The organism is Algoriphagus sp. TR-M9 (assembly GCF_027594545.1).
GTDB classification, from domain to species: domain Bacteria; phylum Bacteroidota; class Bacteroidia; order Cytophagales; family Cyclobacteriaceae; genus Algoriphagus; species Algoriphagus halophytocola.
In genome coordinates, this window is the sequence record NZ_CP115160.1 from 3,463,699 (window position 1) to 3,489,495 (window position 25,797).

The 25,797-nt window shown below is 42.7% G+C and carries 22 protein-coding genes, 1 tRNA gene, 1 other RNA gene and 2 pseudogenes; 9 read left to right on the top strand and 17 right to left on the bottom strand.

The window, feature by feature from the left end; translation table 11 throughout:
- Positions 1-21 precede the first annotated feature (21 nt).
- On the bottom strand, positions 22-1,314 hold the full coding sequence (locus tag PBT90_RS14420; protein ID WP_264811291.1) for an aminopeptidase P family protein: 1,293 nt from the start codon (positions 1,312-1,314) through the stop codon (positions 22-24).
- 119 nt (positions 1,315-1,433) lie between these two features.
- On the opposite strand from PBT90_RS14420, the gene PBT90_RS14425 reads away from it, so the two are divergent.
- From PBT90_RS14425 to PBT90_RS14440, 4 genes are all read left to right on the top strand, one after another.
- Complete coding sequence (locus PBT90_RS14425; protein ID WP_270129786.1) at positions 1,434-2,663, top strand: M16 family metallopeptidase; 1,230 nt, start codon at positions 1,434-1,436, stop codon at positions 2,661-2,663.
- Positions 2,664-2,665: 2 nt separating this feature from the next.
- A complete protein-coding gene (locus tag PBT90_RS14430) occupies positions 2,666-3,310 on the top strand; it encodes an O-methyltransferase (RefSeq protein ID WP_264811293.1) in 645 nt (214 codons plus the stop codon).
- Between the two features lie 66 nt (positions 3,311-3,376).
- A complete protein-coding gene (locus PBT90_RS14435; protein WP_270129789.1) occupies positions 3,377-4,969 on the top strand; it encodes a lytic transglycosylase domain-containing protein in 1,593 nt (530 codons plus the stop codon).
- 25 nt (positions 4,970-4,994) lie between these two features.
- Positions 4,995-5,984 (top strand): DUF3078 domain-containing protein, encoded by a 990-nt coding sequence (locus tag PBT90_RS14440; RefSeq protein ID WP_264811295.1) that lies wholly within the window; start codon positions 4,995-4,997, stop codon positions 5,982-5,984.
- Here PBT90_RS14440 and PBT90_RS14445 read toward each other — a convergent pair.
- Together PBT90_RS14445 and PBT90_RS14450 are read right to left on the bottom strand one after the other, a co-directional pair.
- Positions 5,981-6,406: a hypothetical protein gene (locus PBT90_RS14445; RefSeq protein WP_270129792.1), complete on the bottom strand. Its 426-nt coding sequence runs from the start codon at positions 6,404-6,406 to the stop codon at positions 5,981-5,983. The two genes, PBT90_RS14440 and PBT90_RS14445, sit on opposite strands and share 4 nt — an antisense overlap.
- A gap of 155 nt (positions 6,407-6,561) precedes the next feature.
- Positions 6,562-7,707, bottom strand: a complete 1,146-nt coding sequence (locus PBT90_RS14450) for a DNA polymerase III subunit gamma/tau (protein WP_270129794.1) — start codon at positions 7,705-7,707, stop codon at positions 6,562-6,564.
- Between the two features lie 287 nt (positions 7,708-7,994).
- Between PBT90_RS14450 and ssrA the strand changes: the two genes are divergently transcribed.
- Positions 7,995-8,395: a transfer-messenger RNA gene (gene ssrA / locus PBT90_RS14455) on the top strand.
- Positions 8,396-8,766: 371 nt separating this feature from the next.
- Here ssrA and PBT90_RS20470 read toward each other — a convergent pair.
- From PBT90_RS20470 to PBT90_RS14480, 6 genes and pseudogenes are all read right to left on the bottom strand, one after another.
- Positions 8,767-9,106 (bottom strand): annotated as a pseudogene (locus tag PBT90_RS20470) (DUF6804 family protein).
- Positions 9,066-9,566 carry a hypothetical protein gene (locus PBT90_RS14460; protein ID WP_270129796.1) on the bottom strand — a complete coding sequence of 167 codons (501 nt, stop codon included), beginning with the start codon at positions 9,564-9,566 and terminating at the stop codon, positions 9,066-9,068. Before PBT90_RS14460 ends, PBT90_RS20470 begins: the two are co-directional and overlap by 41 nt.
- A gap of 2 nt (positions 9,567-9,568) precedes the next feature.
- Positions 9,569-11,209 (bottom strand): hypothetical protein, encoded by a 1,641-nt coding sequence (locus PBT90_RS14465; RefSeq protein WP_270129798.1) that lies wholly within the window; start codon positions 11,207-11,209, stop codon positions 9,569-9,571.
- Entirely contained in the window at positions 11,202-12,158 is a 957-nt protein-coding gene (locus PBT90_RS14470) for a DUF4407 domain-containing protein (protein ID WP_270129800.1), read from the bottom strand. The genes PBT90_RS14465 and PBT90_RS14470 overlap by 8 nt, the downstream gene beginning before the upstream one ends.
- Before the next feature lies 1 nt (position 12,159).
- Positions 12,160-13,404: a DUF4407 domain-containing protein gene (locus PBT90_RS14475; protein WP_270129802.1), complete on the bottom strand. Its 1,245-nt coding sequence runs from the start codon at positions 13,402-13,404 to the stop codon at positions 12,160-12,162.
- 4 nt (positions 13,405-13,408) lie between these two features.
- The gene (locus tag PBT90_RS14480; RefSeq protein ID WP_270129804.1) at positions 13,409-13,939 is read right to left on the bottom strand and encodes a hypothetical protein; all 531 of its coding nucleotides are present in this window, start codon (positions 13,937-13,939) and stop codon (positions 13,409-13,411) included.
- Positions 13,940-14,599: 660 nt separating this feature from the next.
- Here PBT90_RS14480 and PBT90_RS14485 point away from each other — a divergent pair.
- From PBT90_RS14485 to PBT90_RS14495, 3 genes and pseudogenes are all read left to right on the top strand, one after another.
- A complete protein-coding gene (locus PBT90_RS14485; RefSeq protein ID WP_264807667.1) occupies positions 14,600-15,121 on the top strand; it encodes a transposase in 522 nt (173 codons plus the stop codon).
- Positions 15,046-15,948, top strand: a pseudogene (locus PBT90_RS14490) (IS3 family transposase). Before PBT90_RS14485 ends, PBT90_RS14490 begins: the two are co-directional and overlap by 76 nt.
- A gap of 1,207 nt (positions 15,949-17,155) precedes the next feature.
- Positions 17,156-18,289, top strand: coding sequence for a Fic family protein (locus PBT90_RS14495; protein ID WP_270129806.1), 1,134 nt, complete (start codon positions 17,156-17,158; stop codon positions 18,287-18,289).
- Between the two features lie 547 nt (positions 18,290-18,836).
- Here PBT90_RS14495 and PBT90_RS14500 read toward each other — a convergent pair.
- The 8 genes from PBT90_RS14500 to PBT90_RS14535 all read right to left on the bottom strand — a co-directional run bounded on the left by PBT90_RS14500 (position 18,837) and on the right by PBT90_RS14535 (position 25,185).
- Positions 18,837-18,923: transfer RNA gene (locus PBT90_RS14500), tRNA-Ser, on the bottom strand.
- A 94-nt stretch (positions 18,924-19,017) separates the two neighbouring features.
- Positions 19,018-20,085, bottom strand: a complete 1,068-nt coding sequence (locus tag PBT90_RS14505) for an asparaginase (protein WP_264811301.1) — start codon at positions 20,083-20,085, stop codon at positions 19,018-19,020.
- Positions 20,082-20,858 carry a TatD family hydrolase gene (locus PBT90_RS14510; protein WP_270133184.1) on the bottom strand — a complete coding sequence of 259 codons (777 nt, stop codon included), beginning with the start codon at positions 20,856-20,858 and terminating at the stop codon, positions 20,082-20,084. The genes PBT90_RS14505 and PBT90_RS14510 overlap by 4 nt, the downstream gene beginning before the upstream one ends.
- Positions 20,858-21,964, bottom strand: a complete 1,107-nt coding sequence (locus PBT90_RS14515) for a glycosyltransferase (RefSeq protein ID WP_270129808.1) — start codon at positions 21,962-21,964, stop codon at positions 20,858-20,860. The genes PBT90_RS14510 and PBT90_RS14515 overlap by 1 nt, the downstream gene beginning before the upstream one ends.
- Positions 21,961-22,587, bottom strand: a complete 627-nt coding sequence (locus PBT90_RS14520) for a polysaccharide deacetylase family protein (protein ID WP_270129810.1) — start codon at positions 22,585-22,587, stop codon at positions 21,961-21,963. Before PBT90_RS14520 ends, PBT90_RS14515 begins: the two co-directional genes overlap by 4 nt.
- Before the next feature lies 1 nt (position 22,588).
- Positions 22,589-23,800: a PP2C family protein-serine/threonine phosphatase gene (locus PBT90_RS14525; RefSeq protein ID WP_264811304.1), complete on the bottom strand. Its 1,212-nt coding sequence runs from the start codon at positions 23,798-23,800 to the stop codon at positions 22,589-22,591.
- A 2-nt stretch (positions 23,801-23,802) separates the two neighbouring features.
- Positions 23,803-24,054, bottom strand: coding sequence for a hypothetical protein (locus PBT90_RS14530; protein WP_264811305.1), 252 nt, complete (start codon positions 24,052-24,054; stop codon positions 23,803-23,805).
- 3 nt (positions 24,055-24,057) lie between these two features.
- The gene (locus PBT90_RS14535; RefSeq protein ID WP_264811306.1) at positions 24,058-25,185 is read right to left on the bottom strand and encodes a glycosyltransferase; all 1,128 of its coding nucleotides are present in this window, start codon (positions 25,183-25,185) and stop codon (positions 24,058-24,060) included.
- Positions 25,186-25,206: 21 nt separating this feature from the next.
- On the opposite strand from PBT90_RS14535, the gene ruvC reads away from it, so the two are divergent.
- Positions 25,207-25,782 carry a crossover junction endodeoxyribonuclease RuvC gene (ruvC, locus tag PBT90_RS14540; protein WP_264811307.1) on the top strand — a complete coding sequence of 192 codons (576 nt, stop codon included), beginning with the start codon at positions 25,207-25,209 and terminating at the stop codon, positions 25,780-25,782.
- Positions 25,783-25,797: the final 15 nt, after the last annotated feature.

The following is a 25,797-nucleotide window of genomic DNA, read 5'->3' on the forward strand; positions in this document are numbered from 1 at the left end:
GGTTTTTATTTGGCCTGAAAATCAAGCGTTCATCAATTCCTCAATCTCCTCTGCCTCAATCGGAATATTACGCATCAGGTCAAAGTATCCTTTTTCCGGCTTGATCACGATATTGTTTTCCAGCCTGATCCCAAAACCCTCCTCAGGAATATAAATACCTGGCTCCACGGTAAACACCATTCCTGCCTTGATCGGCCCGTGCATGGTCCCTACATCATGCACATCCAGCCCTAGATGATGGGAAGTGCCATGCATGAAGTACTTTTTATAGGCTGGCCAGTTTGGATCCTGGTTTTTGATAGCTGTCTTGTCTATCAGCCCCAACCCTAGCAATTCACTTTGCATGATCAGACCGACTTCCTTATGATAATCCTGAATATTCGTACCGATTCGCAAAATATGCGCGGCCTCTTTTTGTACCCTCAGTACAGCGTCATACACCTTCCTTTGACGATCGCTATAGCGCCCACTTACCGGTATAGTCCGCGTCATATCAGCATTGTAATTGCCGTACTCAGCCCCTACGTCCATGAGCAATAATTCACCTTCCTTGCACGCCTTATTGTTCTCCAGATAGTGGAGCACACATGCTGAAGGCCCAGAGGCAATGATAGGCTCATAAGCAAAGCCTTTGCTCCTATTTCGCACAAACTCATGTAAGTACTCTGCTTCAATCTCATACTCGGTCACACCAGGCTTTACAAAGGACAAGATGCGGCGAAAACCCTTTTCGGTAATATCACAGGCAATCTGCAACTGATCAATCTCCTCCTGCTCCTTTGCCGCCCGGAGCTTATGCATGATGGGGGCAGCCCTATGGTACACATGCAGTGGAAAACGCTCCTTACACTGTTTGATAAACCGGGCGTCCTGGGTCTCTACCAGCACTCCGGCACGCAAATGCTCATTGGTGTTCAGGTAGATATTGCAGCTCAAAGCCATGACCGTATTGAAGATTTGATCAAAGCTGGAAAGCCATTGGATGTTTTTGATCCCTGAAGCTGCCTCTGCTTCTTCCTTCGTGTATTTATGACCTTCCCAAACCGCGATATGCTCGTTGGTTTCCCGAAGGAACAGCACTTCTCTCATGTTTGGATTAGGGCAATCTGGCGCTAGAAGCAAAATGGTCTCCTCTTGGTCTATTCCGGTGAGATAAAACAGGTCATTGTTTTGTCTAAACTTCATGGTCCCGTCTGCATTGGTAGGCATGATGTCATTGGAGTTGAAAACCGCCACGCTACTTTCAGCCATTTTATAGCCAAATTTCTCACGGTTTTTAATGTATAGACTGCTTGGTAGAGGATTGTATTTCATAGTTTAAATTTTGTACTGAATAGGAAAGTTACTAATTCTAACCTGAAAAATTGGGAAAACACCCCGTGGAAACAATTTCCTCATTTACTTTGTATATTTCCGAAAGGGTAAAACATCGCATGGAATTAAACATTAAAGAATTAAGTAACGGCATCCGTATTGTCCATCAGGAAGTTACCCACACCAGACTAGTTCACTGCGGATTTATCCTAGATATTGGCAGCAGAGATGAGACTAAGGAGCAGGAGGGCTTGGCTCATTTTTGGGAGCACATGGCTTTCAAAGGCACCAAAAAGCGCAAAACATTCCATATTCTCAACCGCCTGGAATCGCTGGGCGGAGAGCTCAATGCCTACACGACCAAAGAAAAAATCTGCTTCTATGCCTCCACCCTTAAAGAGCATTACGCTAAATCTGCCGAACTCCTGTATGACATCACGTTCAACAGTGTGTTTCCCGAAAAGCAAATCGAAAAAGAGCGGCAGGTCATCCTGGAGGAAATGGCCATGTACCGGGATTCACCTGATGATGCCATTCAGGATGAACTCGATGAAATGGTGTTTGAAAACCATGCCATGGGCAGGAACATCCTAGGCACGGAGGCTACCGTGGGCAGCTTTTCCCAGCAGGATTTCTTTGATTTTATCTCCAGCAGACTAGACACTTCCAAGTTGATATTTTCTGTAGTCGGAAATATCCCTTTCAAAAAAGCCCTGCGTGCCATCGAAGGTCAGCTGACTCAGATACAGCCCAAAAGAAGCTTATATGTACGAAGCAATTTCACCAGCTACAGCCCTAAAACCAAAATCCAGGAGCGAGAGGTCACCCAGTCCCTTTGCGCGATAGGACGACCCGCTTTCTCCCTGTATCATCCCAGTAGATTTAAGTTTTACCTGCTCAATAACATCCTGGGTGGACCGAGCATGAACAGCAGATTGAATCTAATGCTACGTGAAAAGCATGGCTATGTCTACAGCATAGAATCCAGTTATCAGCCCTTTTCGGACGTGGGATTTTTCGGGGTGTACTTTGGCACCGAAGAAAAAACCCTCAAAAAAGCCCAGGCCCTTGTACTCAAGGAAATGAACAGGCTGGTGGTCAAAAAGCTCGGAACCGTGCAGCTGCACATGGCCAAGGAACAAGCCATAGGACAAATGGCCATGGCTGAAGAAAACTATGCGGCACTGATGCTGGTGTATGGCAAAAGCCTGCTAGATCACAATAAAATCGACCCCCTGGAAAGTATTTTCGAGCAAATCAGGTGCACCACCGCAGAAGAACTGCAGGAAATCGCTGTGGAAATTTTCAACCCGGAGGAATTGACTTTCCTCACTTACAAGCCTAATTGATCATGGAATTTATAGATCCCTCCCTCCTTGCCTATTGCGAAGCGCACAGCAGTGAAGAAGATGCCTTACTGAAGAAAATCACGCGGGAAACACAGGCAAAAGTCCTCATGCCAAGGATGATCTCGGGTCACCTTCAGGGAAAAATGCTGGAGCTTTTTGTCAAAATGCTCAATCCTAAAACAGTCTTGGAAATCGGCACCTATACGGGTTACTCAGGTATCTGTATGGCAAGAGGACTGTCAAAAGACGGCAAACTCATCACCCTGGACATCAATGACGAGCTGGAGACCATGGTCCGTGGGTTTTTTGAGGAAAGCGGCCTTTCCGGGCAGATCGACTATAGGCTGGGCAATGCCCTGGAACTCATCCCGGAACTAACAGGTCCATTCGACTTGGTATTTATAGATGCAGACAAAAAAAACTACGCCAACTATTACGATCTGGTCATAGACAAGGTGAGCACTGGAGGCATTATACTCGCTGACAATGTGCTCTGGTCCGGAAAAATACTGGTAGATGAAGGTCAAAAAATTGACAAGGATACTCAGGCGATTTTGGATTTCAATACCATGATTCAACAAGACCCCAGAGTGGAAAATGCCCTGCTGCCCATACGGGATGGAGTCATGATGGCAAGAAAAATATAAGAGAATCCAAAAGGGGAATCATTTTTGCTAAAATGTGCCTGAACCTATGATGAAAGCCATTTTCGAATGAATACAAATAAATTCCCCTACCTTTTTTTCATCTTGGCCTTATTCTCCGGCAGTACTGCCTTGGCACAAATCCCCCAGGTACCCGCAGAATTACAATTCGCAGATCTCATCGTGCGCATCAACCCCCAAGCAAGGCGTGAAATCCAACTGGATGTAGATGCCCAGTACAGAAACCCTACCTATTTCAAGGTGAAAAGAGACCGGGTCAATCTCTACATGCCGATCATAGAAAGAGAGCTTCAAAATGCAGGAGTCCCCCTGGACTTGAAATATTTAGTGATTCAGGAAAGTGGCTTGATCGCAGATGCAGTCTCCACCTCCAATGCAGTGGGATTTTGGCAATTCAAACAGGGAACTGCCGAGGAGGTATTCTTGAGAGTGGATGGACAGGTAGATGAGCGAAAAAACATAGTTTCCTCCACCAGAGGGGCTGCCCTTTACCTCAAAAAACACAACAATTCATTTGACAACTGGATGTGTGCACTAGTCTCCTATCAGATGGGATTAGGCGGAGCCAAAGCTTATTTTGGCACCCAATATAATGGCAAGCAGGTGGTGGATGTGGACAGAAACTCACACTGGTATTTCAAAAAATACCTGGCCCATAAAATCGCCTTCGAAAATCAGATAGGAGTGCTAGCCAGCAATGAGCAATACCTGGCCGAAGAACGGGTGCAAGGTCCCACTTCCCTGAGTAGCCTGGCTAAGAAATTAGGGGTTACAGAAAATCACCTGAAGGAATATAACATGTGGACCAGGAATGGAAAGATCCCTGGCGACCGGGTGTATAGTGTGGTCTATGTGAAAGAAGGAAACATTCCGGTACAGCCGGCCATCATCACTTCCACGCAACCCAGCAAAACCCCGGCAAAGACAAACCCAGGCAATACCCAGGACTATGCGGCTTACAAGCAAGCGGATTCATACCCGAGAATCGCCGGAAACACGACTCAGGCCAGTCAGCCCGAACAAATCACGGTGAACAACCTGGAAGGGGTGCAAGCCAGCAACACCACCACCCAAGAGGCATTCACAGACAGAATTGGCATTCGGAAAAATAAATTCAGAAGGCTAAATGACCTGGATAAAGGTGAGCGCATCGAGGCAGGTAAGTATTACTATACTGAGAAGAAAAACGGCAGCGCCGCCGTAGAAACACATATTGTGAGAGCAGGTGAGACACTATGGAGTATTGCCCAAAAATACGGAATCAAACTTTCTTCCCTAAAAGCTAAAAACAGGATCAGAAAGGACAGAGATCTTAAAGTGGGCATGGTGCTAAACCTTCAGGAACACCGCAAGCGAGGCGAAGACATTCCTATAGTCAAAGTACAGTCCGCCCCCGCCCCTAGCCGACAAGTGGCTTCCACCTCCGCTACTCGACCCGCTACTCCTGCAGCCAGCCCTACACCTCCGCAGAGTACCTCGAGCAATGTGGGAAGCACCACGCATACCGTGAGCAAAGGGGACACGCTATTTGCACTCAGCAAAAGGTATGGAGTCTCCGTAAACCAGATCAAGGAATGGAATAACATAGGTAGCCAAAACATCATATCCATTGGTCAGAAATTGGTTATCTTTCAGCCCTAATTTGCAATCCCCAAGTCTTTTTTAAATGTCAAAGTATCTCCTGTTTTTAGGATTATTTCTAGGCCTAAGCCTCAGCACGCTGGCTCAAGACAGACAGTACATTCCCGATACTGTACTGATCAATGGAGACACCTTGCTCATGCTCGGTGATTCCTTATTGATAGAAGAACCTAAAAAGGAGATCTTTTGGAAAACCGGGGGAAATTACAACCTGAACATCCAGCAAGTCACCCTATCCAACTGGGCAGCGGGGGGATCCAGCACCTTTGCCATGAATTCTGGACTTTCGCTCTATGCTAATTATAAAAAGGAAAACAAGGTTTGGGACACCCAGCTGAACGTCAACCTGGGTTTTAACAGACAAGCCGACAGGGATTTCCGTACGCGTAAAACCAACGACAATTTCCAGTTTGTCAGCAACTATGGGCGGGAACTGTCAGAATTCTTCTACCTGTCCACTCAGCTGGATGCCAGAACCCAGCTTCTCCCTGGGTATAAATACTCGAAACCTTCCGGAAGTGAACAGGAAATCAGGACGAAAATTTCAGATTTGTTATCTCCCGGCTATGTACAATCCTCCACGGGTTTGAACTACAGGAAAACCTACAAAGACAAGAGTAAGGTCTCCGTGATTCTCTCTCCTTTTACCGGAAGGTTCACCATAGTATTAGACGATTCCCTGAGCAGAGCCGGGGCTTTTGGGGTGGTACCCGGTGAAAATGTACGGGCCGAGGCAGGAATGTCCCTGGCTGCTTCTGTAGCAGAGGTTCAGCTGATGAAAAATGTCACTTGGAAATCCGACCTAAACCTCTTTTCGAATTATGAGGTGTTTGGCAATATGGTGGTAAACTTCAATTCCATCATCCGTATGCGGGTCAATAAATTCATTTCTACTAGAATAGAAACCGTGATTATTTACGATGAAAGTGTATTTATCCAGCAGGATGACGGCACCTCCAAACAGGCCATCCAACTCCAAAACCTGATAAATTTTGGGATTTCTCTGGACTTCTAAAAGTCTGTCTCCAAGCCAAACCTCCGCTGAAACTCAGTCAGGGCAGGATGAAGTTCTTTCAGGCGCATGAACTTATCCGTGTCGGTGTAATATACTTTTTGCTTTTGCTCGAGTTCTTCTTTGAGTTCTATAGAAATTTTAAAGCCCGAAGCCCCGGATATTTCCCGGATCAACTGCATCAGTTCCGGTTTCATTTTCTGAGCGATTTCCTCCTGCACATGCCCCATGACCTCTAAGACCAGCAGGCCTTCCTGAGCACACATTGCCTGACCTAGTATGGCCAGCTCCATTCCTTTGCCCAGCCCCTGGTAATGGGCTTTTACCTTGGGTAAAGTCTCATCAAACACCTTCGCACTCAAAGCAATCCCCTGGTCTACAAATTTTGGCTTCACCTCTTCTTGGGCATCCTGAGCGGCATTCACCTCCTGCTTGGCCCTGTCGTCAACCAGTTTTTTGGTTTGGCCCAGGTTCTTGGGAATGGCAATAGTCTTCTGTAGCGGACTTGCTTTGGAAGTGCTGGAAGTAGGGATAGGAATGGGTGCTGCCTGATCTTTAGCCTCCGGTTCAGCTGCGTCCGTCAGACTTTTTTTTTTGCTTCAGCCGCTGCCAGGCTTGCCAGTTTGAATGCCTGCGGGAGTTTGGCCATTTTCATCAGCGCAAGCTCTACATGCAGTCGCTGGTTTTTGGAAGTCTTATAATTGATATCGCATTGATTTGCAATATTCAGTGCGGAAAGCAAAAAAGAAGCGGATGCGGATTCAGTCTGCTGCAAATATCGCTCACGCGCCGCCTCAGACACTTCGATCAGCTCCACTGTAGCGGAGTCTTTGGCCACCAAAAGGTCTCTAAAGTGCTCACAGAGTCCCACTATGAAATTATGGCCATCAAAGCCCTTTTTCAAAATCTCATCGAAGATCAGGAGAACCTGTGACAAGTCTTCCCCCACCAGCGCATCTACCACTTTGAAGTAGTAATCGTAATCCAGAATATGGAGATTCCCTATGGTTTCCTGATAAGTCACCTTTTTTCCGGCGGAATAAGTGACGATCAGGTCAAACATGGAAAGTGCATCGCGCAGGGCTCCGTCGGCTTTTGTGGCAATCAGGCGAAGCGCTTCCTCTTCGTAATCCACCTTTTCCTTCTCAGCGATGTGCTGCAAGTGTCCCGCGATGTCCTTGATTTGAATTCTATTGAAATCAAAAATCTGACAGCGGGAAAGAATGGTGGGGATAATCTTATGTTTCTCGGTAGTCGCCAAAATGAAGATGGCATACTTAGGAGGCTCCTCCAGGGTTTTCAAAAAAGCATTGAAAGCCTGATTGGAAAGCATGTGCACCTCATCTATGATATAGACTTTGTATTGTCCTTTTTGAGGGGCATAGCGGACCTGATCCACCAGGTTACGGATATCATCTACGGAGTTATTCGAGGCAGCATCTAGCTCGTAGATATTGAAGGAGCTGTTGTTCTGAAAAGAAACGCAGGATTCACATTTTCCGCAGGCTTCGTAGTCAGCACCCAGGTTTTCACAGTTAATCGTCTTAGCGAGGATACGGGCACAGGTAGTCTTGCCCACACCACGTGGACCACAAAACAAAAAAGCCTGAGCTAAGTGATTGTTTTTGATCGCATTTTGAAGGGTGGTGGTGATATGTTGCTGCCCCACTACACTTCTGAAATCTGCCGGTCTGTATTTTCTTGCCGAAACGACGAAATTTTCCATCGCTGCAAGATATAAAAAACTCCCTACTCAGAAAGCCTGAAATCCGAGCTATTCAAAAGATTTTCCGTAAAGAATTGAGTTTGAAGGCCATCTTTTGGAAGAAATGAAAAAAGAGTAATCAGGAATCAGTGGTCGGCATTCAGTATTTCAGTGCAGATGTCCACGGACCACTGAGGACAGCCACCTGCTTTTTTCAAACTTTAAACTTTTCAATTTAAATTTTAAACTACCTGATTTTCTTCCTAGGAACTAAAATTGGATTACTTTTGTCATCCCACTACGAAAATGGGGCTGACCGGTTTTGACAGTAAGTGTGAATATCGGGCTCGCATGCAGGCTGGAGTATGTACGGCCTTGAAAGATTCATACACACTATAAATGGCGAAAATTCTTACGCCATGGCTGCCTAATCTAACCTCATAGGATAGATTGCTTAAAGGGTTGAGTCACGATAGTGATTCCCCGGCCACATCTCACCGCCCGTTATCTGATCCGGGTGGATCTGAGGTGTCGACTTGATCGGGTTGCGGCTTGTGATGCTATTAAGCAGGTCTAAGGTCAATAGCTAAGCCGAGACAAGGTGTGTCATCCAGCATATCTCGGTCGAAAACCGAACAGGTGACTAAGCATGTAGACGGTACGTTGTTTCCTTATCTGGACGCGAGTTCGAATCTCGCCAGCTCCACGGAAAAGGCACAAATCTGATTTTAAAGGATTTGTGCCTTTGTTTTTTTGAAGGGCAATCCAGCAGATGCTTATAGCATTCACCTCAAAAACAGCCCAAACAAGAAAAAATGCTAGAAAATGAACTTTTGATTATTCATGGAACGAAATTGTTACCTGCTGGCCTTCTGTCCCCCGTGTCGCTGTAAGCCTTGTCAATATTGAGTTTCGGTGTCATTCTCTGCTGTGTTTTTCGGGATGTGTATCGGTGTATTTTTATTTTTTTTGAAGCGTTGGGGGATTTTTCTAAAACAATTTTGTCTGCGGTGGCAAAGCAAGCTCTTTTGCAATTTGTGGTCTGTGCGTTGGCTTTCTCAAATTGCAAATGTGCTTGCTTTATCGTTGGCTTTCCTTTGGTTTCATAAATATTGATATTAAAAGTCCTATTCCTACAACTACGTCAATTATGTTCCAAATCTCTCTGCCAAGTGCGATTTTGAAAAAAGGTTGAAATAGTAAAGCATGTCCACCGTAAATTCTCATTTATGTCTGTCTGCCTTGTTCTTTTTCTTGATAGGCTAAAATTGCAAAACCAACTAGACCTGACAAACTGGTAAAATCCATAAGGCATATCAACCAGACAAAGGAAAAATAATGTGGCTAAACTAAGCTTAATAAATTTGCCCATAACTTTCTTATCTGTAAACCGGCATCGTAGGATAAGGAATAAATCCATCTAATATCGGGGTTATACCTGTTTTTAAAGCTAATGTCAAGGTTAATAAAATCGCTGAGAAAGTGATAAGAGAATGGAGATTGTTGTTTGCAACTTCTACAAAAATATTATCCCCCCTTTGGAACAAGCTAAACAATAATGTGGAAAACCATAATAGCCCACTAAACAAAATTAAAACAATCGCTAAAAAGATACAGTAAAACGATATTTCCCTGATAATCAAATCATTTCCCTCGAATTGCCCCGGGAGGATTTTGGTAAGGGTCTGAAAAGATGGAACAAGTTCGCTCAATAATAATCCACCAGAAATGAACAACACTCCCTTAAAAAGTGGGACAGTTATCGGGTTTTCGTTTTCTGATAATTTGTTCTTCAATTTGAAACGAACAAGCCCATTTAAAAGATATAGCGTAAGCGCTGAACTAACCAATACAGCAAGTGAGATTATAATATTTGTCATAATTAAAGGTTTTTGTTTGAAATTAATGATACGTTCCAAAACCGCATATCCGAGATTTCACGTGGGATAATTCCAGGCGGTACGCCCTGTGAAGTAGTCTCCCAAACTACGTATCGTTTACCGTTTATTGTCTTTGACAAACCGTTGTAGGGTAGGTTTATTCCAATAATTGAGTGTTTATATAGTTCGCTGGACAGCATTGCGACTTCATAGCCATAATGGTTTAAAACCGTGAAGAGTAAAAGTGTCCGGGTGTCGCAATCCCCCACCAAACTTGCCATAAACTCAACGGGCGAAAGCAATCCATATTTGATATGACCTTGGCAATTGCCCCCTGTACTCAAATATTCCCTAATAAAATCATCATTATAAATGCGGGAATCACAAGCATCAGGCAATATTAGGGAATAAGGTATGTCCTGAATCAAAGTAACGATAACCTCTGCCAATTCGATTTGGGTTAAATTGTTTTCTACTTGTAAACTATCTAACATTGAGTACATCAAGTCCAATTTATTCCTGTCGTAATCGTAAATAGTGGACACAATTCTATTGTATTGGGATGTACTTTGCAAAGGAATCGGCAGATTATTCCTTAGTTGTGTAGCGTTGCGATAATCGGTAACTCTTACTTCAATATTTGCTGCATATTCCTGTTTGGAATAGTCTTGCCAAATCCTGTGATGCGATATTATACTCTCTCCCGTTATAGGGTCGGGTTTTGCCTCCCTCCCTTCCTTTTCTGTATCTGTAACAACGTCTCGTTTTACTACTGGCGATTTAATGGTGGTTATGAAAAGCGAAATGACACCAAGGATTAAAAATAAAAAGAACGCAATTCCGGCAAGCCTAAATAACCATTTAAAGAGGTTGAAAATGACATCACCAAACGTGGACAATAGATAAACTAATCCAATCACAATGGCAATGGGCAAAATAATCTCCCATCCGTAAGTTAACAGTGGAATGACAATAGCTGCCACAAAAAGGATTTGAATCAATATTCCTAAAATCTCCCACAACGAATAACCGGAACCATAACTACTTTGCTTTTCCCAAGGTCCCCAATACATTGAGCCATCGGAAAAGTAATATTCCCAACGCTTATAATTTCCAGATGTCTCGGTATTACCCGTTTGTTTATACGTCTTGGCTTTAGTTGAAACAGGATTAGGAATAGGTACTTTAGTAACTTCTTCGGGAACTTCTACTTGGATGTACTCTACATTATAATGTTTTATATACCCTGAAATGTCTCCAATAATATCACCAAAAACCTTTTTGTCTTCATAAATCTGATTCGAGAGCTTAAAGTTGCTTAATTTTGTCTCGTTTAGGTTTACAGTGTAGGTTTTAACACTACCGTTTTCATCCCTTACCTCTATGGGCAAGTTTCCAGGAAGATTGGTAAGGAACTTTTCAATGGGTTGAAATTCCTCTGGTTCCCCAGTTTCCCAATGTCTAATGTGGTCTTTGTCCTTAGTTGTTTTGATCTCTCCACTTATTACCTCAAGGTCATAAAAGTTCTCGTGTTGACCATCCGATTTTCTTGGGTCGAAATAACCAATAAATTTCCCTTTGAACTCACCTTTTATATAAGTTCTTCGTTCAATTTGCATTTCTATTGTTTCATACTTAGGCATATAGGCTGTCTAGCAGGTCGCTTTCTGTTAAGATTTTTTTATCGTCAGTTTTCCTTATAGTATTAAAAGGTGGGTCTGTATAAAGCTCGGTATATTGAACTTCTACCCCATGCCTATACCTGAAAATTCTTCTATATCGTTCTTTAAACAATTCATACTCGGACCTTACCAAGTGGGATTCTACATAGTGCTTGGTTCTATAAAAAACACTATCTTTATGAATATATATTTTAAGATAAGCTGGAATAATGAAAATTACAATAACTAAAAAGGTAAAAAACCAACAAAATGGGAATTTTCTGTTTAATATAACAATACCTTGAATATAGTAGTCAGATCCTTCGACCAGTTGCTCCATTGATTTAATCAGCCGATCTCTTTCAGCTTCTCTTGAATGAATCAACTTTTCAAAATTTGATTTTTCTGTTTCATCTATCTCACTATTCAAGGCCTCTTTTTGTGTACCTAATTTTTTAATTGCAATAATTTCTTTTTCAAAATATTCTTGTGTAGAATTCTTATATCGTTCAAGTTTATCCTTTTTAAACGCCTCTAATTCCAACTCCAATTGTTCTGAAACAACAAGTCTCTCAATTGGTTTAGATACAATTATTGCAATAAAGCCAATGAAAATAACTCTAATTGTAGTTGAGATATATCGAGCTGTTTTGTTTGGAATGTATGGAAATCCCGTCTTCGATAGTGTATAAAGAAGGAAAAGGTAGATGTTTGTAATCATCCAAGCAAAGAATAATCCAACTGGAACACCTACATATATATTTCGAAATAACTGAGAAAAAGCCAAATAACAACTAAGAAAACAGAATGAGAAAATGAAAGCAACCAGTGAACCAATTATTGTAAAATGACGTTTTGTTCGTTGGCCACATTTTCCTATTACGTTAAAGTCATCTCCAGTTAATTTCCAAAAAAAATGATTAAAATTCATTTTATTCTTCTTTTTGAAAATCTTGGACTTTAATAAATTCTTGTGGATTTGCATCAATCTTTTTCATCATATTCTCTTTGTATTTGGATATAGCATATTGGGTTAATTCTTCTTGAGTTTTGAGTAATGATTTCTTTTCTACAAGTAATTTTTCTGATTTTAGATGAGTTATTAAATCCCTCTCCTGCCCATTTTTATCTTTGTGATAGTTGTACTGTATGTAAATTCCCTGCTCAGCTTTAATCAGTTCCTCAACATTATGTTTAAGGAAATCATAGGGAGACTTTATTAACATTAATTTAAAGAAAATGGGAGTCAATTCAATCGCTAAGAAAAGGAGAGTGATAAATAAGGATATCCAAACTCCAGCTATTTTGTGAGCAAGTTTAATCCGTTGTAATAAACCATCAAGGCCAGCTGCTACTTGTTGATTTTTAGCCAGTTCTTCATCCATTTCTAAGATTAGCTTTCTTTTGTTATTTGTTAATTCCGTAATACGCTCTTCATTGGTTTCATCAAACATATTCTGCTCTGCAATTAACCTGTCAACATTATCTTTTAAAGCCTTGGCAAGTGGACCATTACCTGGAATTGTTCCAGACACCTTCCCATTTAGTTGGTCAGTATAATCCTGTTCTGCTTTCTTTATTCTTTCAATTATATCCTTTCTATTTTCTGAAATTTCTTCAAGTTGAATATCAATTAGTGACAAGCGATCTTCGTAATTAGCTCTTGTTCGTCCTTCATATTCTTTTCTTGTTTTAAGCTGTTCTTCGTGTAGAGCCGCATCAATTTCTGATTTAAACATTCGAATTTCAACAGGTTTTGAGATTGTTAATGCAATAATAGCCCCCATTAGTAGCCTAGGAATAGCGCCTTTAAGCTCACCCCAAGTAATAGCTTCGGTTCCGTCACCTACCCCTGTACTTGAAACAATAAAACGGTCTAGATTAAAAATCATCAGTCCCCAAAAAGCCCCAAACACCAGTGAAAGCATAGTTATTGTCCAGCTAACGCTTTCTCGTTCAATAGCTGACCCCCTTGGTTCAAAAATTGTATAAAAAGCATATCCACCAGCCAAAGCTGCCATTAATCCTGTAGCAACAATGATACCCCCAAGACACATATATTTTACTTGGTCTGAATAAGTTGAACGTTCCAAGATGTATCGATCACCTCCTGCAGCCTTCCAAAAGAACCGCATGATACTTGATGATTTTGGGCTTTGATAAAAATCTCTTTCCATATTGTTATTTTTTTTTGGTTAGATAATTAAACTTTTCAAACGGTTCGTGCTGAATTTTCAAATTTTGCGGGGTTATTCTAGGAGTTTTCATATCGATAATAATATTTGTCGATTCGGCTAATACGCATCTTAATTTTTGATGGGCAAGTGGGATTGATATTGGCTGTGAGATAATTGTTATATGAATAAATTTATTGGTTATTTCTAATGAAGAGGCTTCAAGTAGTACTTCTTTAGTTACCTTATGCCTTATTCCAAAAAAAGTAATCTTAAGGGAATTTTGCTGAGATTGATATTTAAAGTTGATACCTGAAGTATTTCCGGGAATTATCCCAAAGCCTTTAATATAAATTTTATGGCATCCCGAAACAATCCATAATAGTTCAGATTTATTTCCTGAAACAACCAAATTTTTAACGTATGAAATCTGCTTCAATGTGATTTTTTTGGCAAAAACCAAGTTTCTCATAAACAGCAAAGAACACTGTAAACGGATAAATATGTTACTAATTTTCTGTTTGAGATTGAAAGTCATTTAGAATTATTAGTTATTAATGGAATTAACATATAGTTTTTAGTTGATTGTGTTTTACAGATTTTTATTATTCATTTGCGCATTGGCAAAAAATGGCTCTTTTGCAGAACTTGGACTGTTCGTTGGCTTGTGTGGTTTTGCAAATGTGTCATTTGAGCGGCTGGCTAAAATTGTTTTCAAAAATGTGTTTTGGGCAAAAAAATACAGGAGCGTTGGCTTTGGGGTTGGATGTCTGATGGTTCATTTGTCCCATTACTTTATGTGTATTTCTGTCGTTCATTCTTGCTGTGTCGTCTTTTAAACTTGCTACCAACGTACAATGGTTAACCACGGATATGGTCAGTGACCCATTGTCTGTGGTTAACCTGGTGTTGAATAAAGTTGTTCTTTGTCCGAAATGCTCCCAATCTCCTTCTCTTGTTCCTATACAGGTATAGGGAATGGTGAAGGGCATTCGTCCAAAGAATTCAGACTGGTTTTTGTCTATTTGTTTTTTCCCTCCCAAAACCTGTCGGAAAAATGCAGCGACACAATAAATGTCAGCCCAGAATTACTCTCCTTCACCTAAAAAGCATTTGCAAGAAAAGGAATATTTCAAATAAAAAAATACCCAGTACTGAAATAGCCCCAAAAAGTTAGACACTATTTGAAGGCAATTTTATGAAAGGTAAAAAGAAGTATTCTGTCCTCTTTAGGAAAGAGGCAGTTGATCAAGTGATCCACGATAAGCGATCAGTATTTAAAGTAGGTCAGGATTTAGGAGTTGATAAATCTCTTATTCGTAAATGGGTTCTCTTGTATCAAAAACACGGAATTATGGGCCTTATGCCTATTTCAAATAGAGAATATCCTCCTGCATTCAAGGTCAAGGCTATTGAGACCATGCGAAAGAAGTCGTTATCTTTATTGGAGACCTGTATTCAGTTTAATATTCGAAGTCCTGGTTCCTTGGTCAAATGGATAGCTCTTTATGATGAAAAAGGCTCTGAAGGTTTAGCAAGGAAACAAAGTGAACCAAAATTTCCCATGGCCAAAAGAATCAAAAAGCCCAAAACCAAGGAAGAAGAGCTCCTGAAGGAATTAGCTTCCCTGAGAGCTGAAAATGCATATTTAAAAAAGCTCCATGCCTTAATTCAAGCCGACAAAGAGAAAGAAGAAAAGCGGAAGTCATCCAGGAATTAAGGCAGTCTCATGCATTATCAGATCTGTTAGTGCATGCTGGGATGGCCAGAAGTACCTTTTATTATCACATAAAACAATCCAGAAAGCCGGATAAATATCTGGAAGCCAAAAAGGCTATTTCCAGGATCTATAAGGAACATAAAGGGCGAATGGGCTACAGGCGCATCAAATTTCAACTTAGAAACGAAGGCATGATTCTCAACCATAAAACAGTTTTGAGATTGATGCAGGAATTGGGAATCCAGAGTTTGATTCGGACAAAAAAATACAAATCCTATAAGGGGGAAATGGGTAAAGTCGCTCCAAATCTTTTAGAACGCAACTTTAAAGCTTCTATGCCAAATGAAAAATGGGCTACCGATATTACGGAGTTTAAAGTCACTGACAAGAAACTCTACTTGTCTCCGATCATTGATATGTTCAATGGAGAGATCATCAGTTATACCATGTCAGAAAATGCCAAATTAAAGCCTGTAATTGATATGTTAGAGCAAGTGGAACGCCCTATTGCGAAGGAAAAACCGGTAATTATGCAATCAGACCAAGGATGGCACTACCAAATGAAATTGTATCAGGATACATTACACAAAAAGAACATTGTCCCAAGTATGTCCCGAAAAGGAAATTGCTTGGACAATGCGATAATAGAAAATTTCTTTGGAACCCTTAAATGTGAATTGTTCTATCTAAAAAAGTAAAATTCAATCAATGAGCTGAAAAAAGAAATCAAAGAATACATCCATTATTATAATCACAAAAGAATCCGATTAAACCTGAATGGAATGAGTCCAGTGAGTTATCGAATCCATTCACTAAATTCAACATAACAAGAAAAAAATGTCCAAAAATCTGGGGCTAGTCTAGTACAGGGTATTTTTTGAGGCGAAAATGAAAAAACTTGGCTCAAAAGGAGTTTTTCTGTAGCTATACTGTAGAGATCAGACCTGCTCATTCATTTCCTATCCTCCATTTCCAGGCATTTCTCAGCCCGTTTCCAAGTCATAAGAAATAGGGGTTTTTACTTTGGCTTTCCTATGCCAAGGCATGCGTTAAAGTGCTTAAAAAGCTTGAAAGATGGGTTCGTACGATTCGTACCCCTCGTACCTCTCGTACCGTACGAATGTACGAGTTGATAAAAGGAACTTAATCAGGGAAAAGTTACGCTGTGGTTCTTTTTATCTCAAAAAACGTAGATCCTTTGCTCCTACCCACCCCCATGCCGCACCTCCCCTCGCGAATCTCCCTTCGGGTATATTTATCAGTTGGGCGAAAAAAAGAAGGTTCTATCCTGTATTAAGTGAGACTACAATCCAAAACTCAAATTTTCTATCAACGAATGGCTTTGCCAACACCAAAAAATCTCAACTAGGATCTCTGTGCGGTAACTTGCTTCTTGACGCCTTGGTATGATAGGCTTCGATACTTTTGAAGACTCCTCCTTCGGCGGACAGGCAAAAGTATCCAAAAGTCCTGGCCTCGGCCCAGCGTACCGGACATTTTTAGTCCAATTCATTCCTATAAATACCGAACGATTTATTCCTAATTCTATTCAAGTCAATTCGAACACCTTCATTATACTCATGATAGAATCATTTTTCTAGACCTTCGCTAAGAATTCAGAAATTCAAGGAACACTCCTTCTTAGAAGTAAAAATCTCATTGAAGACAATGAGACTAATGGTAAATAGCTTGAAAATCAAGGAGTTAAAAATAAACGGTTATTTGATGATTTGGGTAAAAACACCAAGCGATGAATTGGCTAAAAATAAATTCCATGAAAAGTCCTTCAGAATTCGATCAAGCCCCTTTTTTCTTTTTGCTGTGAAAACAAATAAAAAGATAAATCCGAATGCCAGAAAGGGTCAATGCGATGACCATGCGACAATAGTCCGGTTAAAATTTTTAACCCTTTGATAATCAGTCATTTTTTTTAAACATCTACGTGATAAAAAAAACCTAGCGTAGTGCTGGAACAAGAGTTTAGCATCTTATGGATGACACACAAAACAATTTGTGTATCATATTTTTGAAATAATGAGACACAACACTATCTTGTATTGCATAGATGAGATACAAATGAAGCCTTACAAACCACAAGAACTTCTTTCGACCAACTTAGACTGGGCAGCCATTGTTGATTTACTGAGTACTGCCAATCGCCAGCTTGCCCGGTATGACGGACTACTTCAGTCTATCATCAATCCAGAGGTTTTGCTTTCACCTCTTCGCACTCAGGAAGCCGTACTGTCTTCAAAAATAGAAGGTACACAGGCTACGCTAAAAGAAGTGTTGGAATATGAGGCTGAAAAAGTCCAATCTTCAGAAAAACAAGGGGATATTAAGGAAATTATTAATTATAGGAAAGCCTTATTTTCAGCAAAATCAAGACTTGACTCCCTACCCCTCTCTCTTCGATTGATTCATGAAATGCATGCGGTGCTAATGCAAGATGTCCGTGGAGAGAATAAAGCTCCAGGTGAATTTCGGAAAATCCAAAATTGGATAGGAGCTCCGGGAAGCACCATGGATACCGCAAGATTTGTTCCTCCCACAGTTCAGGATATGATTCAGGGCTTGGGTGATTGGGAGAAGTACATTCATTTTGAAGAAAAAGATCCGCTTGTTCAATTGGCAATTATCCATGCTCAGTTTGAAATATTACATCCATTTTTGGATGGAAATGGACGGATAGGAAGAATTCTGATTCCTCTATTCCTGTTTGATAAAGATATTATCAGTGAACCTGTATTTTATCTTTCAGATTATTTGGAGAATCATCGCCGGGATTACTATGATGCGCTGAAGGACATTACTGATACAGGAAGCTGGACAAATTGGATTAGGTTTTTTCTGGGAGCGATTATTAGCCAGGCAAAGAAAAACAATGATCAAACCCGCCAAATAGTGGCGCTTTACGCATCTATGAAAGAGCAAATAGTGACGGCAACGCACTCTCAGTTTGCTGTAAATTGCTTGGACTTTATTTTTAATCATCCAGTTTTCAATAGTGGAAGATTTTATAAAGAGTCAGGAGTGCCAAGAGCGTCTGCCTCTCGGCTACTTAACGCAATGGAAGCCAATCAGATAATCAAATGTATTGAGAAGGGATCTGGCAGGAGAGCATCTCTGTACATTTTTGAACCATTGATTGATATCGTAAACCAATAGGGAAACTTGTGTATCATGAAATATGCACAAACTCATTTGCATCTCATAAATCAATCTATATGAGACAAAAGTGTATCTTTTATCTCATCTGTAATCCATAAAAACAAATGGTTCTACCATGTATTTAACGAGACTACAAGCCAAGAAATAAATTTCTAATGGCGAATGACTTTGCCAACAACAAAAAAATCTCAACTAAGGCCCTTAAGTCAAAGATTTCGGTTTCAAAGGAAATTGAATGGAGTTATGATTTCTGAGGAAGTTAAGATTCATCTTTAAGAGAAAAAGTGAATAAATAACACCCCTTTAAACACCCCATTAAAAAATAAAAATCCTAACCACCATTATTTCGGACAGTTAGGATTTAAAAATGCAGAGAGGAAGGGATTGCTCCTACCCACCGCCATGCCGCACCTCCCCTCGCGAATCTCCCTTCGGTCGATTTCGAACCCATTGTTTCTTATCGAGGGTTCTCATCCCTTCTGTCTAATTCACGATTTGGGACAAAAAACAAAAGCCAGTCCTTGTTAGAACTGGCTTTTAATTGCAGAGAGGAAGGGATTCGAACCCTCGATACCCTCACGGGTATACACGCTTTCCAGGCGTGCTCCTTCAACCACTCGGACACCTCTCTGTGTTGCTTTTGGATCTGCCATTGCAAATCGGAGTGCAAAGAAAAACATTCCTTTCGCTCTTTCCAAACTTTCCCGGAAATTAGGGGTATTTTCTTATGCGGTCATCTCCCCCGCCAATGGGACTTTTAGCTTGGCGATCACGTCCTCATGCCTGCGCTCCTGACCTAGCAGAAACATCATCTTGGTCACCGCAGCCTCCGTGGTGATGTCTTTTCCGCTGATCACACCCACCGCCAGCAATTCCTTACTGGTCTCGTAGCGGCCTTGTATGACTCGCCCCCCGTTGCATTGGGAGACATTCAGGATAATCACGCCCTTATCTATTGCCCGCTGCAGGGAATCCATAAACCATTTCTCACTTGGGCTGTTGCCTGATCCATAAGTCTCCAGCACCACCCCTTTCAAACCTGGGATGTTCAGACAGGCATCTATCACTTTTTTGGTAATCCCTGGGAAAAGCTTCAGCACCAAAACATTGTTGTCCAAGGAATTTCGATTCACCAGTTTTTTATGCGACTCCAGCGGTCGGATCGCCTGGGTATTGTAATCGATCACAATTCCTGATTCCGCCAAGGGAGGATAGTTTTCCGACTCAAAGGCATCGAAGTGTACACTTTGCACTTTCTTGGACCGATTTCCCCGCAGCAGCATATGGTTAAAAAACACACAGACTTCGGGTACTATAGGCCGATCATTGATCTTGGCAGTGGCGATCTCCAGAGAAGTCATCAGGTTCTCCCGCGCATCGGAGCGCATGGCCGAAATCGGCAGCTGCGCCCCTGTAAATATGACCGGCTTATTCAATCCCTGAAGCATGTAGCTCAGCATGGATGCAGAATAAGCCATGGTATCTGTACCATGTAGGACTACAAAACCATCGTAACTGTCGTAGTTTTCATAAATGATGTAGGCCATATCCTTCCAGTGGACCATGGACACATTGGAACTATCAATGGGCTCCGGAAAAGAAATCACCGTTATCGCCACATCCATACTGTATAGGATAGGGATCTTTTCCAGGATTTGACCAAAATTAAAGGGAACCAAAGCCCCGGAGTCATCATAAGCCATCCCCAGTGTGCCCCCGGTGTAGATAATCAACACGGAAGAAGTTTTACTGGTACGGGCAGAGGTGTTTAATCTTACGATTTTATAATTCATGAGCTAAATTCATGGAATAGGTTAAGGGCATTTTGTTTTGTCTGAAGCGCTACCTCCTCTTTGGACATTTGGAGGTAATCGCCTATTTTCTCAGCAATAATGGGCAAATAGGCCGGAGAGTTCCTTTTCCCCCGAAAAGGTACCGGCGCCAGGTATGGTGCATCCGTCTCAAGCACTAGGTTTTCTATCCCCAGCTCAGGAATCACCTGGTCCAAACCTCCGTTTTTGAAGGTGGCTACCCCTCCTATCCCCAGCAAAAAGCCCATCTCGATAATTTGTTTGGCCTGATCAAGATTTCCTGTGAAGCAATGAAAGATCCCGCGCAACTGTCCATCATGCTCTTCCTGTACGATTTTGATGGTTTCATCCATGGATTCCCGGCAGTGCAAAACTATTGGCAGTTGCTTTTCCTTAGCCCAGGCGATCTGTATCCGCAGCGCTTCTTTTTGCTGCTCAAAGAATGTTTTGTCCCAATACAGATCCAAACCGATCTCTCCCACAGCAGCAAAGTCTCTCCTATCCAGCCACTTTTTCATCACATCTAGCTGCTCCTTAAAATCCTCCTTCACATCGCAGGGATGCAGTCCCATCATGGGAATACATAATCCCGGATACTTCTCCTCACAGGCCAGCATTGCATCTATGGTCTCCACGTCCACATTGGGCATGTAAACCCGCTCGATGCCCGCATCCCTGATGTCCTGTATGAGCTGATCACGGTCCGAGTCAAACTTTCTAGAATATATATGCGCGTGTGTTTCTATGTAATTCATCAGTACTTTCGGGATTTCCATTTGATTTGGCCAGGCCAAAAATAGTAAAGAATAGTAAGGAGGACGACGGGGAAGTTATATAAATCAAAAAAACAGGCTTCCAGCGCATTGATTCTACCTCCAGCCTTTGCTGAAAAGCGAAGCAGAAAAACAGCCTGTGCAAGCATCTTGAAGGCTGCCAAAGCCAAGCCTAGCCCGGGTAAAGTAAGTATCAAATAGATCAAAGCCGGAAAGTACAAGACCTGTAACCCCAGTACCGCTTGCCAATACCAAGGCAAAGTCACCACCCCAGCCATCCAGCGCTTTCTCTGCTCCAATAACTTCTGCAGACTTGCTTCAGCTTTGGTCTGCAAAAGCATAAAAGGACTTACCTGGTGCACCAATTGATATCCTTTGGCACAGATCGCTCTGGAAATCTCCAAATCCTCGGTAAGCGTAAAAGGAAGCTTCGCAAATCCACCTGCTCCCTCATAGGCTTCTCTGCTGATCACCATGTTGTTACCCAGTCCGGTACTGGGAATACGGAGATCAGAAGCCACCTTGACATAGGCCAGGGTCAACCACCATTCCAATCGCTGCAGTCTTTCCCGAACTCCCTGCCCCCGCACTGCAGTCACGCCCAAGACAATCCCCACCTTCTCTGTAAAACAGCTCACTCCCTCCCAAATCCACTGAGGATTCACCGCACAATCCGCATCCGTGAAAAAGTAATAATCACCAGTCGCTCTATGACTTAACAGTTCCAGGGCATTGGCCTTCCCATTCTGATGAAACTTGCCTGATTCGGAAGACTGCACGGTAACAAACTCACGGTTAGCATGTCCGGCACACCAGCTCTCCAGTAAAACCGGGGTCAAATCTTCACTTTGATCATCGGCAATCAAAATTTCAATCTGGGCCTGGGGGTAATCCAGGTTCTCAAAAGACTGAAGCAGCCTGGGAAGATCATCTTCTTCATTCCTAGCCGCTACCAAAACCGAAACTTTGGGACAAGTGCCTCGCTCTGGCCTGCTATAATCCTTCCAAGCATACCGGAGATGAAAAATCATCCCCACATACTGTAAGCCCAGCATAAGCATGACCGCTATGGTAATCACCAGAATCACAGCAAGGCGGTTTTCAGTCCTCTTTCATCTAAAAAATCCAAATAAGTGGGCAATACTTTAGGCAATACCGCGCTGGTCTTTTGCTGATCATGAAAGAGCCCTATAGCCCCAGCCTTGGTATGCTTTATGGACTTTTCTAGCACCCGCTCAGGAGGCAAACTCCGGTCATAATCCCCGGACAGCATGGACCACATGATAACCTGATAATTTTCACTAACCTCCTGAGCTTGCTTAGGATTGATCAGGCCATAGGGAGGTCTAAACAAGGTCGTGGTAACACCCAGCTTATCTTCAAAAATACGGGCACATGCACTGATATCGGAAAGGTATTGATCCCGTGCTGTTTTCCAGCCATTCATATGATGAAAGGTGTGATTTCCTATTCCATGCCCGGCTTGCAGCACCGCTCTGGCCAGTTCAGGATGCTTACGCACATTATCCCCTACCATGAAAAAAGTGGCTTTCTGCCCTCTCTTTGCCAGTTCCTGGAGCACATAATCCGTCACCCCCGGTACAGGCCCGTCATCAAAGGTGAGGTAAATCTCTTCTCCTTCCCCTTCCTTGCTCCAAACCCTGTTTGGAAAACAATACTGAACCAACCTGGGGACGGTATGCCAAATCATTTTACTGAAATCTTAAACTCAACATCGTCAGGTCATCTCTCAAAGGCTCCTCTTGTGAAAACGCCCGGATTTGCTTGAGAAATTTCCTGTGGAAATCATCTGGATCCATGCGGCTGTTTTTATTGACAAACTGCTCCAGGCGCTCCTCCCCAAACTCCTCCTGTGCAGGATTCATCGCCTCGGTGACTCCATCTGTGTACAGGTGAAGGGAAAACTCCCCTAGATCTTCCCGCTCTCCTATTTGCAAAAAAGGCAATTCATCAAATGCCCCGAGAATAGTAGTTCCCGCATCGAGGGACTCGCATTTTTTTTCATTGGCCCGGCAGAGCAAGGGCGGGTTATGCCCCGCGTTCACAAATTGTAGTTTGCGGGTTTTAAAATTAAAATGCCCTAGAAAAAAGGTAATGAAGCGCTCCCCATGGGTGTTTTCAAAAAGCGTATAATTCAGTTGATTCACCACCATTGGCAGGTCTGCATCGCTTCTAAGTAGGGTACGCAGTGCTGCCTGGAAATTGGACATCAGAAGTGCTGCCGAAATCCCCTTACCGGAAACATCCGCTATGCAGAAATACACTTCCTCCTCAGACTTCCTGATCAGGTCATAGTAATCGCCTCCCACACGGCTGTGTGGCAGGTAGGTCACCTTGGCTTTCAACTCCTTGTCCATAGGCAGCTCAGCAGGAAATAGCATTTGCTGTACCTGAGAGGCTATGGCAATCTCCCGGTTCAATACTTCTTGCTGCAGTTGCTTTCTGGCAAAACGCTTATTTTCCAAAGCCACTACCAAAATATTGGTCAAGGCCTGGGTAAAGTCCAGGTCCAGATCCATTTCCTGATCTTTCCTCCGGAGAAATAATATCGCCAGCATCTTGTCCTTATGGTAGACCGGCAGGTAGGTTTCCAGTTCCTGAAAGGAATATTCTTCTTCCAATTCCAACCTCAGCTCACCCGATTTTTTTTCATCCATCACCTGGTCGGCGGGGATGAGTTCCGGCACATTTCCCTTCACACCATGCGCCACTTTCTTTTCGAAGGCACCTTCCTTAGCCACATACAGTACCAGGGATTTGATATTGAGGTGGACCAGGCAGGTGAACTTAAAAATATTCAACAGCACAGCTTCAGACTGATTCTCGTTGATCGCCTGCGTGATCTCCAGCAGGGATTTGAGCTCCAGTTCTTTGCGTTGATACTTATGTGTAATCGTGGTCAAACTCACAGTGTATTATGTGCCATCAGGCCTTTTTTAGTGGCTAAAAAAAACAAATCCTTCCCTTCAGATTCCATATCCACAGCTCCGAAGCGCTCCGAGTCGGGATCATCCAGACACTTGATGTAGCCTTGGGTATAAAGGGACTTCAGGGTGGATAAAATCAAGGAGTCCTCCCAGTCCAAACTTTCTTTCAAATAGGAAAAGGGCTGCACAAAGTACAACTCATCCATAAGGTCAAATTCTGCTTCACTCATAACTCAAATTTCAGACTCTAAATTAACACTTCTAGCGTTCTGCCTACCCTTCCAGGTGAATTTTCCTCCTATCGCCCCTAATCCTACTGCCAAAGCATAAAACGGGTGAGCAAATGTAGTTTTCATTAAGCTAAACCAGCCCGGATAAACCTTAAAAGAACTTAAGACCTTTCCCAATGCCAATTTTTCTCCCAAAAACTTGATCCCCCATACAAACACAAAAACCAAAACCCCGTGCAGCCCCAGCCATAAAAGTCCAAAGCTTCCAATCCAAAGCATCTGTATCACAAAAACCAGCCCAGCTGCTATTCCATTGGACAAGCTACCTTTGGCGCGCCACTTACCTGCCCAGCGGACACGCTGCCGCAGTAAGGCTTTCCAGTTTTCCTCTGGAGTTGTGAAGACCAAGGAATCAGTATGGGTTAAATAAACGCAGGAAGCTGCCCCATATCGCTCTACCATTTTCTTCAGAAGGAATTCATCGTCACCAGAGCTAAAATGACGGTTACCGGCGTATCCTTCCACTCCTGCAAAAGCAGACTTTCTATAGGCGATATTTGCCCCGCTACACATGAGCGGATTTTGCTTTGCAAAGCCTGCCTGAGTCAGCAACAAAATACTCCCCCAGTCCCACTGCTGAAATTGAGACAGAAAAGCAGGACTTGCCTGCACCAATACCGGCCCTGCCACAAATTGAATCCCAGGATCTTGAAAGGGCAGAACCATACTGGGGAGCCAGAAATCTGACCAGCTGCAATCTGCATCTGAGCACACAATCAACTCCGTACGAGCCAGACTCACCCCAAATTCTACCGCAGCTTTTTTTCCTGGCCTAGGGCTACGCACTAGCCTGATATTTGGGTAATCTTTCAATGCTTCAGAAAGAAAAATGAAAGATTCATCCTCACTGTGATCATCTACCAGCAGGATTTGCACAGTTGATTTGCTGAGGTGAATGAGGGATTTGGCTAGCTTTCCGGCATTCCGGATCTCATTTCGGAATGGAATCAAGAGGGTAATTTCTCCTAGTTGCCCCTGCCCTTCTTTTTGGCTTTTTGCAGGCCAAAAACGAGCCAGCCATGCAAGCAAAAGTAAGTAACTCAATGACCAGATCAGGTAAAAACTTAGCATGTTTTAAGCTAACTTGCGGGGGTGAGCAAAGAACTAGAAAAAGTACCAAAAGAAAAAATCATCCTAGGAATCGATCCAGGAACCAATGTGATGGGGTATGGGGTGATTCTGACTGAAGGCAAAAAATACAAATTGCTTCAATACGGGGTGATCCATCTGAAAAAATATGGTTCGCATGAGCTGAAGCTCAAAAAGATTTTTGAACGCATCACTGGAATCATCGAGGAGTTCCTGCCCGATTCAGTCGCATTGGAGGCTCCGTTTTTTGGGGTAAACGTCCAATCTATGCTAAAGCTGGGAAGGGCTCAAGGCGTGGCCATGGCCGCGGCTTTGGCCAGAGATATTCCGATCACAGAATACTCCCCAAAGAAAGTAAAGCAGTCCGTCACCGGCAACGGCAATGCTTCCAAAGAACAGGTGGCAGCCATGCTACAGACCCTTTTCACACTGAATGAACTCCCTAAAATGCTGGATGCCACAGATGCTTTGGCGGTAGCACTCTGTCATCATTTTCACGAGGGCAGAATCCAAAGCCGGGGCAGAAGTGCAGGCTGGAAATCCTTTATAGAGGAAAATCCCGGCCGGGTAAAAAAATAAAAGCCCGGCTAGTAG

What these genes read in the sequence shown, in the direction of transcription:
- PBT90_RS14420 (WP_264811291.1), bottom strand. Translation starts at nt 1,314, where the DNA reads ATGAAATACAATCCTCTACCAAGCAGTCTATACATTAAAAACCGTGAG.
- PBT90_RS14425 (WP_270129786.1), top strand. Translation starts at nt 1,434, where the DNA reads ATGGAATTAAACATTAAAGAATTAAGTAACGGCATCCGTATTGTCCAT.
- PBT90_RS14430 (WP_264811293.1), top strand. Translation starts at nt 2,666, where the DNA reads ATGGAATTTATAGATCCCTCCCTCCTTGCCTATTGCGAAGCGCACAGC.
- PBT90_RS14435 (WP_270129789.1), top strand. Translation starts at nt 3,377, where the DNA reads ATGAATACAAATAAATTCCCCTACCTTTTTTTCATCTTGGCCTTATTC.
- PBT90_RS14440 (WP_264811295.1), top strand. Translation starts at nt 4,995, where the DNA reads ATGTCAAAGTATCTCCTGTTTTTAGGATTATTTCTAGGCCTAAGCCTC.
- PBT90_RS14450 (WP_270129794.1), bottom strand. Translation starts at nt 7,707, where the DNA reads ATGGAAAATTTCGTCGTTTCGGCAAGAAAATACAGACCGGCAGATTTC.
- PBT90_RS14460 (WP_270129796.1), bottom strand. Translation starts at nt 9,566, where the DNA reads ATGACAAATATTATAATCTCACTTGCTGTATTGGTTAGTTCAGCGCTT.
- PBT90_RS14465 (WP_270129798.1), bottom strand. Translation starts at nt 11,209, where the DNA reads ATGCCTAAGTATGAAACAATAGAAATGCAAATTGAACGAAGAACTTAT.
- PBT90_RS14470 (WP_270129800.1), bottom strand. Translation starts at nt 12,158, where the DNA reads ATGAATTTTAATCATTTTTTTTGGAAATTAACTGGAGATGACTTTAAC.
- PBT90_RS14475 (WP_270129802.1), bottom strand. Translation starts at nt 13,404, where the DNA reads ATGGAAAGAGATTTTTATCAAAGCCCAAAATCATCAAGTATCATGCGG.
- PBT90_RS14480 (WP_270129804.1), bottom strand. Translation starts at nt 13,939, where the DNA reads ATGACTTTCAATCTCAAACAGAAAATTAGTAACATATTTATCCGTTTA.
- PBT90_RS14485 (WP_264807667.1), top strand. Translation starts at nt 14,600, where the DNA reads ATGAAAGGTAAAAAGAAGTATTCTGTCCTCTTTAGGAAAGAGGCAGTT.
- PBT90_RS14495 (WP_270129806.1), top strand. Translation starts at nt 17,156, where the DNA reads ATGAGACACAACACTATCTTGTATTGCATAGATGAGATACAAATGAAG.
- PBT90_RS14505 (WP_264811301.1), bottom strand. Translation starts at nt 20,085, where the DNA reads ATGAATTATAAAATCGTAAGATTAAACACCTCTGCCCGTACCAGTAAA.
- PBT90_RS14510 (WP_270133184.1), bottom strand. Translation starts at nt 20,858, where the DNA reads ATGAATTACATAGAAACACACGCGCATATATATTCTAGAAAGTTTGAC.
- PBT90_RS14520 (WP_270129810.1), bottom strand. Translation starts at nt 22,587, where the DNA reads ATGATTTGGCATACCGTCCCCAGGTTGGTTCAGTATTGTTTTCCAAAC.
- PBT90_RS14530 (WP_264811305.1), bottom strand. Translation starts at nt 24,054, where the DNA reads ATGAGTGAAGCAGAATTTGACCTTATGGATGAGTTGTACTTTGTGCAG.
- PBT90_RS14535 (WP_264811306.1), bottom strand. Translation starts at nt 25,185, where the DNA reads ATGCTAAGTTTTTACCTGATCTGGTCATTGAGTTACTTACTTTTGCTT.